The organism is Actinokineospora bangkokensis (assembly GCF_001940455.1).
In the GTDB taxonomy this organism is placed as follows: domain Bacteria; phylum Actinomycetota; class Actinomycetes; order Mycobacteriales; family Pseudonocardiaceae; genus Actinokineospora; species Actinokineospora bangkokensis.
The window spans coordinates 439,101-446,296 of sequence record NZ_MKQR01000028.1; the positions used below are offsets into that span (position 1 = coordinate 439,101).

Sequence of the window (7,196 nt, forward strand, 5' to 3'; positions counted from 1 at the left end):
CGTGCGCAGCGAACGGGTCGCCACCATCACCGGCCACGGGTCCCGCAACGGCTGCGCGGGCCGGGTGCACGCGACCGACCTGGGCATCTGCTGGGCGTCGCGGGACCGGGTGTTCATCGTCTTCGGCGACACCTACGGCCCGGCCTGGGGCGGCAGCGGCGCGGGCCCGCGCACGGACCCGGACTGGCGGTGCAACGTCCTCGCGGTGGCCGACGGCGACCTGGCCTTCAGCCGCGTCATCGCCGACGGCGGGCAGGTGCTCGCGCGCGACGCCGACTCCGAGGAGGAGACGGTGATCCCGTGCTCGGGCATCGAGATCGGCGGCGTGCACTACCTGCACTACATGTCCGTGCGGAACTGGGGCGCGCGCGGCAAGTGGTTCACCAACTACGCGGGCATCGCCCACTCCACCGACGACGGCGAGACGTGGCACAAGCCGCGCCGCGCGTGGTGGGTCAACCGCGCCGAGCACGACCACCCGTTCCAGATGGGGGCCTTCGCGCTCGCGGGCGACTGGCTCCACCTGCTGGGCACGCCCAACGGCCGCTGGGGCGACGCCTGCCTGGCCCGGGTCGACCCGGCGTACCTGCTGGAACCGGCCGCCTACCAGTACTGGACCGGGTCGTCGTGGGCCGAGCGCGACCCGTTCCTGGCCCGGCCGGTGCTCCCGGGCCCGGTGGCGGAGCTGTCCGTGCGCTACAGCCCCCGCGCGGGCCGGTGGCTGGCGATGCACCTCGACGAGGCCCGGTCGGTGATCGTGCTGCGCACCGCCCCCGAGCTGACCGGCCCGTGGTCGCCCGGCGAGGTCGTGGCCACCGGCGCGGAGTACCCGGGCCTCTACGGCGGGTTCCTGCTCCCCGACGACGGCCCGGACATCCGCTGGACGATGTCGCAGTGGGAGTCCTACAACGTCTCCCTGATGCGCACCCCGCTCTAGAAGTCCGCGAACAGCACGGCGGCCAGGCCCAGGGCGACCAGGACGTTCACCGCGGTCGACGCGGCGAACACGCCCACCGGCCGCCACCCGGCCTCCTTCAGCGGCGCCGCCCGGAACTCCAGGCCGATCGAGACGAACGCCAGGATCAGGAACCACGTGCGCAGGTCGTTGACCACCGCGATCGTCTCCTTGCCCTCGGCGGCGGGCACCGAGTTGAGGTAGACGGTCGCGAGCACCGAGGTCAGCAGGAACCCGAGGACGAACTTGGGGAACCGCTCCCACAGCTGGCGCGGCACCGACCGCTTCGGCACCCCGGCCTCGTCCGCGTCCTTGTTGACGCGCAGCGCGAAGTAGGCGGTCAGGGCCACCGCCACCACGCCGAGCAGCGCGTTCTGCGTGGACTTGACGATCGCGGCCAGCTGCAGCGACTCCTCGCCCGCCAGCGACCCGGCCGCGGTGACCGCGGCGGTGGTGTCGATGTTGCCGCCGATCCACGCCCCGGTGACCGCGGGGGAGAGCCCCAGCACCCCGGCCAGCCAGGGCAGCAGGAAGATCGACGGCAGGGCGAACACGATCACCAGGCTGGCGCTGTAGGCCAGTTGCTCCTTCTTCGCCTGCACCGCGCCCGCCGCCGCGATCGCCGCGCTGACCCCGCAGATCGCCACCGCCGCCGACAGCAGCGCCCGCAGCTTCTCGTCCAGGCCCAGCCGCCCGCCGAGCCACCAGGAGAAGCCGAACACGATGGTGATCAGCAGCAGCGACTGGGCGATCGCGGGACCGGCGGCCTTGACGATCACGGTGAGGTTGATCGACGCGCCGAGCAGCACCAGCCCGGTCTTGATGAAGAACTCGGTGCGGAACCCGCCCGCGAGCCGGTCGCGCAGCCCGGTGGCGCCCAGCGCGGCGTTGCCCAGCAGCCCGAGCAGGATCGCGTACACGGGGAACTCGACCGCCGCGCCGACCCCCTCGGCGGCGGTGCCCTTCGTCCACCCCGGCACCCCGACCGACAGCCACCGGGCCACCGCCGACAGCGCCACGACCGCGACCACCCCGCCGACGGCCCACAGCACGGGCCGCCGCACCTGCCGCACCTCGGTCACGGGACCAGCCCCGGGGTGATCACGCCCGCGATGGTCAGCCCGAACAGCACCAGGCCCACCACCACCGCCAACCAGTCCTCGTTCAACCGCCGACCTGGCTCGTCGCTCATCGTTCGCTCCGGGGGACGAAGGGGAGCACCGACCGTAAAACGGGCGCTGCTCCCGGGTCACCGGCTTCCAGCCCGTGGGATCGGGGGGTGCCGGGACTGCCCGCCGCGGCCCCGGGGCCGACCGCCGCGCGCCGCCGGGACCGCCGCACCCATCCACAGGGGGCCGGGTTGTCCACAGGCCGCGAAACCCGGCGGCGGCGGCGCGACCGGCCCCTCTACGCTTCCGGTATGAGTGCCTCCGTGCTGACCGCAGTGGCCTGGCCCTACGCCAACGGGCCCCGCCACATCGGTCACGTCTCCGGGTTCGGTGTTCCCTCGGACGTGTTCTCCCGCTACATGCGCATGTCCGGCCACCAGGTCCTCATGGTCAGCGGCACCGACGAGCACGGCACCCCCATCTCGGTCCAGGCCGAGAAGGAGGGGATGAGCGTCCGCGAGCTCGCCGACAAGTACAACCGCGTCATCGTCGAGGACCTGCACGGGCTCGGCCTGGGCTACGACCTGTTCACCCGCACCACCACCGGCAACCACTACCAGGTCACGCAGGACCTGTTCCTGGCGCTGTGGAAGAACGGCTACGTCACGCCCAAGACCCAGATGGGCGCGATCGACCCGAACACCGGCCGCACCCTGCCCGACCGCTACATCGAGGGCACCTGCCCGATCTGCGGCTACGACGGCGCCCGCGGCGACCAGTGCGACAACTGCGGCAACCAGCTCGACCCGGTGGACCTGAAGAACCCGCGCTCGCGCATCGACGGCGCCACGCCCAAGTTCGTCGAGACCGAGCACCTGTTCCTCGACCTGCCCGCCTTCGCCGAGACCCTGGGCTCGTGGCTGTCCACCCGCACCGAGTGGCGGCCCAACGTGCTCAAGTTCGCCCAGAACCTCGTGCGGGACATGCGGCCCAGGGCCATCACCCGCGACCTGGACTGGGGCGTCCCGGTGCCGCTGGACGGCTGGCGCGACGCGCCGATGAAGCGCTTTTACGTCTGGTTCGACGCGGTGATCGGGTACCTGTCCGCCTCGGTGGAGTGGGCCAGGCGCAGCGGCGACGCCGACGCCTGGAAGCGGTGGTGGACCGACCCGAGCGCCCAAGGCTACTACTTCATGGGCAAGGACAACATCGTCTTCCACTCGCTGATCTGGCCGTCGCTGCTGCTCGGGCAGAACGGCGCGGGCGACCGCGGCGGCGAGCCGGGCCGCTTCGGCGCGCTCAACCTGCCCACCGAGGTCGTCTCCAGCGAGTTCCTGACGATGAGCGGGTCGAAGTTCTCCACCTCGCGCGGCACGGTGATCTACGTCCGCGACTTCCTGGAGCAGTTCGGCCCGGACACCCTGCGCTACTTCATCTCCGTCGCGGGCCCGGAGAACCAGGACGCCGACTTCACCTGGGAGGAGTTCGTCCGGCGGACGAACTTCGAGCTGGCCAACGAGTGGGGCAACCTGGTCAACCGGTCGGTGTCGATGGCGCACAAGAACGTGGGCGCCATCCCGCGCCCGACCGCCCCCACCGCCGCCGACGAGCAGCTCAAGGCGCTGTCGCGGGCGGCGTTCGACACCGTCGGGGCGAACCTGCGCCGGTCGCGGTTCAAGGCGGCGATCACCGAGGCCATGCGGGTGGTCGGCGCGGCGAACAAGTACCTCTCCGACGAGGAGCCCTGGAAGCGCAAGGACGACCCGGAGCGCCGCGACACCATCCTGCACACCGCGCTGCAGGTGGTCTCCGACGCCAACACCCTGCTCACCCCGTTCCTGCCGCACTCGGCGCAGAAGGTGCACGAGGCGCTGGGCGGCACCGGGGTGTGGGCGGCGCAGCCGGAGATCCACGAGGTCGACGACCTCGACGTGCCCGACCGCAAGCCCTACCCGGTGCTCACCGGCGACTACGCCGCCGAGGCGGCCCGCTGGGAGCCGCGCGAGGTGGAGGTGGGCAAGCCCCTGGCCAAGCCCACCCCGCTGTTCGCCAAGCTGGACCCCGAACTCGGGGAGACGGGCCCCGAGTGGGCGCCGGTGCAGCGGTGACCGGGCGATGACCCCGCGACGCGGTGAGCGGCCACCGGTGCCGGAGCGCCTCCCGGCGCCGGTGGTCGACGCGCACACCCACCTCGACGCCTGCGGCGCCGAGAACGCCACCGACGTGGCGGTGCTCCTCGACCGCGCGCAGGCCGCCGGGGTGACCAGGGTGGTCACCGTCGCCGACGACCTGCCCTCGGCGCGGTGGGCCGCCGACGCGAGCGAGTGGGACGAGCGGGTGTGGGCCGCGGTCGCCCTGCACCCCACCCGCACGTCCACCTTCACCGACGCCGACAAGGCCGAGCTGGAGGCGCTGGCCGCCCGCCCCAGGGTCGTGGCGGTGGGCGAGACAGGGCTGGACTACTACTGGGACTACTCGCCCCCGGCGGCCCAGCAGGAGGCGTTCCGCTGGCACATCGACCTGGCCAAGCGGGTCGGCAAGCCGCTGATGATCCACGACCGGCAGGCCCACGATGACGTGCTGCGGGTCCTCGCGGAGGAGGGCGCCCCGGAGACGGTGGTGTTCCACTGCTTCTCCGGCGACCTCGCCTTCGCCGAGCGGTGCCTGGAGCAGGGGTTCGTGCTGTCCTTCGCGGGCCCCGTCACGTTCAAGAACTCCGCGGACCTGCGCGAGGCCGCCGCGCACTGTCCGGTGGAGCAGCTGCTCGTGGAGACCGACGCGCCGTTCCTGACCCCGCACCCGTACCGCGGCAGGCCGAACGAGCCCTATTGCGCCGCCTACACGATCAGGGGACTCGCGCAGCTGCGCGGGGTGGATGTGGCGGACCTCGCACGAGCGGTCTCAGCGACCGCTGAGCGCGTGTTCCGGTTGCCCACCGCAACATCCGACCTTTCGACCTGTGAGGCGCTGCGTTGAACGGACGACACAACTGCTCCGGTCGTGTTGTGACAGGGCTCATAACCTTGCCGGATGTGTTTGCGCAACCTCCCGGGGCTCGTTACTGTCCCGTGACCGTGACCCACCTCGGGGAAGACCCCGAGGCGGAGCACCCGGAGGGACGCCAGTGAAGTCGGGGTGGCGCGACTGCGGGACGTCGAGACGAACGAAAGCGCGAACGCGCCCGAGCGGTGAGGGAGAAGGCCATCGGTTCGACGGCTGACCTGACCCCACCCGCGGAGCGCGGCTCCCGCCTTCTGGAGGAAACGACCCTGTGAGCGGCATCCATACCGACGGCCCCCGCCGTCCCGAGCGCGACGGCTTCGCGGACACCGACTGGTTCACCCCGGTCAGCGGCGCGACCGCGCTCGACGAGCACGAGGCGGACTTCTCCGCCTGGCGCTCGGAGTTCCCGGACTACGACCTGGACTCGGGCTACTCCGGCTCGCTGAACATCACCGACCAGGACGTGCGCTACGCCCTGGGCCCGCAGGCCGACGAGATCATGGCCACCGCGGGCATCGATGTCGACGAGCTGATCCGGCTCATCAACGCCGAGACCACCGTCCTGCCGTCCCTGGCCGTGCTGCCGGACGAGCTCAGCGAGGACGACACGGTCCACCAGCGCCAGAAGGTGCGCGCGGAGGAGGCCCCCGGCCTCATCGCCGCCGTCAAGCGCTGGAAGTCGACCTTCCTCAAGGCCACGATCGCGGCCGTGCTGGTCACCCTGACCGGTGGCGGCGCGGCGGCCATCGCGATGAACAACACCGTCACCGTCGACGTCGACGGCGAGGCGCACACCGTCAACACCTACGCCGACACCGTCGGCGAGGTGCTGGAGGAGGAGGGCATCGCCCTCGGCTCCCACGACACGGTGAGCCCGTCCCCGTCGGCCGAGATCGGCGACGACGGCAAGATCGTCCTGCAGCGCGGCCGCCAGCTGACGATGACCGTCGACGGCGAGCAGCGCCAGGCCTGGGTCCGCGCCACCACCGTCGGCGAGGCCCTCAAGCAGGCCAACGCCCCCGTGCAGGGCTCCTGGATCTCCCACGACGGCGGCGCCGAGGTGCCGCTGTCGGGCCTGTCGGTCGAGATCAAGACCGCGAAGTCGATCACCCTGTTCGACGGCGGCAACGCCCCCGTCCCGGTGAGCACGACCGCGGTCACCGTCGGGGAGTTCCTCAAGGAGCGCGGCCTGGCCCTCGGGCCGGACGACGCGCTGCTGCCCGGCGCCGACGTCAAGGTCGCCTCCGGCGCCGAGGTGCGCATCAGCCGCACCGGCGTCACCGTGATCAACCAGGTCGAGCCGATCGCCCCCCCGGTGCAGGAGGTCGAGGACCCCGAGGCCGAGAAGGGCACCGAGGTCGTCGTCGAGCCCGGCGTCCCCGGCGAGCGCATCGCGACCTACCGGATCACCGAGAAGGACGGCAAGGTCACCAAGCGCGAGGAGATCGGCGCCAAGGAGACCAAGCCCGCCCAGCCCAAGGTCGTCAAGGTCGGCACCAAGAAGCCCCCGCAGCCGGTCATCAGCGACGGCGAGGTGTGGGACCGCCTGGCCCACTGCGAGGCCACCGGCAACTGGGCCATCAACAGCGGCAACGGCTACTACGGCGGCCTCCAGTTCAACAAGAGCACCTGGGACGCCAACGGCGGCAGCCAGTACGCCGCCTACCCCCACCAGGCCACCCGCGAGCAGCAGATCGCCATCGCCACCAAGGTCCGCGACAACCGCGGCGGGTACGGCGCTTGGCCCGCGTGCGCCTCGAAGCTGGGGCTGCCCCGGTAGTCGTCGCAGTCGCCTCGTGCCCGCCACCCGGTCGTCCGGGGGCGGGCACGGCGCTTTTCCGGGGGTGTTGTTCGCTCGGGTGGGGGTCACTCGGGGGTGGGCGAGTTGTCCACAGGGAGATCGTTTTCGGGGCGTTTGCGCTGGTCGGCGGGTAGAATGGCCGCAAGGGACCAGAGCCCCTTGGGTGGGTGGGGGCTGCGGATGGTGACGCGTGGGGGCGTGTGGAGTTGATCTTGGCTCGGTGGGGACGGGATTTTGAGGCGCGGTGGGGGCGGGTGGAGTGGGCTCGGTGTGGACGGGGGTTCTTGGCCTAGTGAGGGGCCTGTCCTCGGGGGCCGCGAGTGTGTAG

General features: G+C 71.9%; 5 protein-coding genes. 4 read left to right on the forward strand and 1 reads right to left on the reverse strand.

The genetic code is table 11. From position 1 onward, the window contains the following. The first annotated feature begins 1 nt into the window (after position 1). Complete coding sequence (locus BJP25_RS29070; protein WP_075978180.1) at positions 2 to 937, forward strand: DUF4185 domain-containing protein; 936 nt, start codon at positions 2 to 4, stop codon at positions 935 to 937. On the opposite strand, the gene BJP25_RS29075 is transcribed toward BJP25_RS29070, so the two are convergent. Continuing rightward, on the reverse strand, positions 934 to 2,037 hold the full coding sequence (locus tag BJP25_RS29075; RefSeq protein WP_075978181.1) for a YeiH family protein: 1,104 nt from the start codon (positions 2,035 to 2,037) through the stop codon (positions 934 to 936). The genes BJP25_RS29070 and BJP25_RS29075 overlap by 4 nt on opposite strands. 338 nt (positions 2,038 to 2,375) lie before the next feature. Here BJP25_RS29075 and metG point away from each other — a divergent pair, with 338 nt between their 5' ends. The 3 genes from metG to BJP25_RS36390 all read left to right on the forward strand — a co-directional run bounded on the left by metG (position 2,376) and on the right by BJP25_RS36390 (position 6,847). After that, positions 2,376 to 4,172, forward strand: coding sequence for a methionine--tRNA ligase (metG, locus tag BJP25_RS29080; protein ID WP_075978182.1), 1,797 nt, complete (start codon positions 2,376 to 2,378; stop codon positions 4,170 to 4,172). A gap of 7 nt (positions 4,173 to 4,179) precedes the next feature. Then, positions 4,180 to 5,040 carry a TatD family hydrolase gene (locus BJP25_RS29085; protein WP_075978183.1) on the forward strand — a complete coding sequence of 287 codons (861 nt, stop codon included), beginning with the start codon at positions 4,180 to 4,182 and terminating at the stop codon, positions 5,038 to 5,040. Between the two features lie 295 nt (positions 5,041 to 5,335). Then, on the forward strand, positions 5,336 to 6,847 hold the full coding sequence (locus BJP25_RS36390) for a resuscitation-promoting factor (RefSeq protein ID WP_075978184.1): 1,512 nt from the start codon (positions 5,336 to 5,338) through the stop codon (positions 6,845 to 6,847). Positions 6,848 to 7,196 lie beyond the last annotated feature (349 nt).

What these genes read in the sequence shown, in the direction of transcription:
- metG (WP_075978182.1), top strand. Translation starts at nt 2,376, where the DNA reads ATGAGTGCCTCCGTGCTGACCGCAGTGGCCTGGCCCTACGCCAACGGG.
- BJP25_RS29085 (WP_075978183.1), top strand. Translation starts at nt 4,180, where the DNA reads ATGACCCCGCGACGCGGTGAGCGGCCACCGGTGCCGGAGCGCCTCCCG.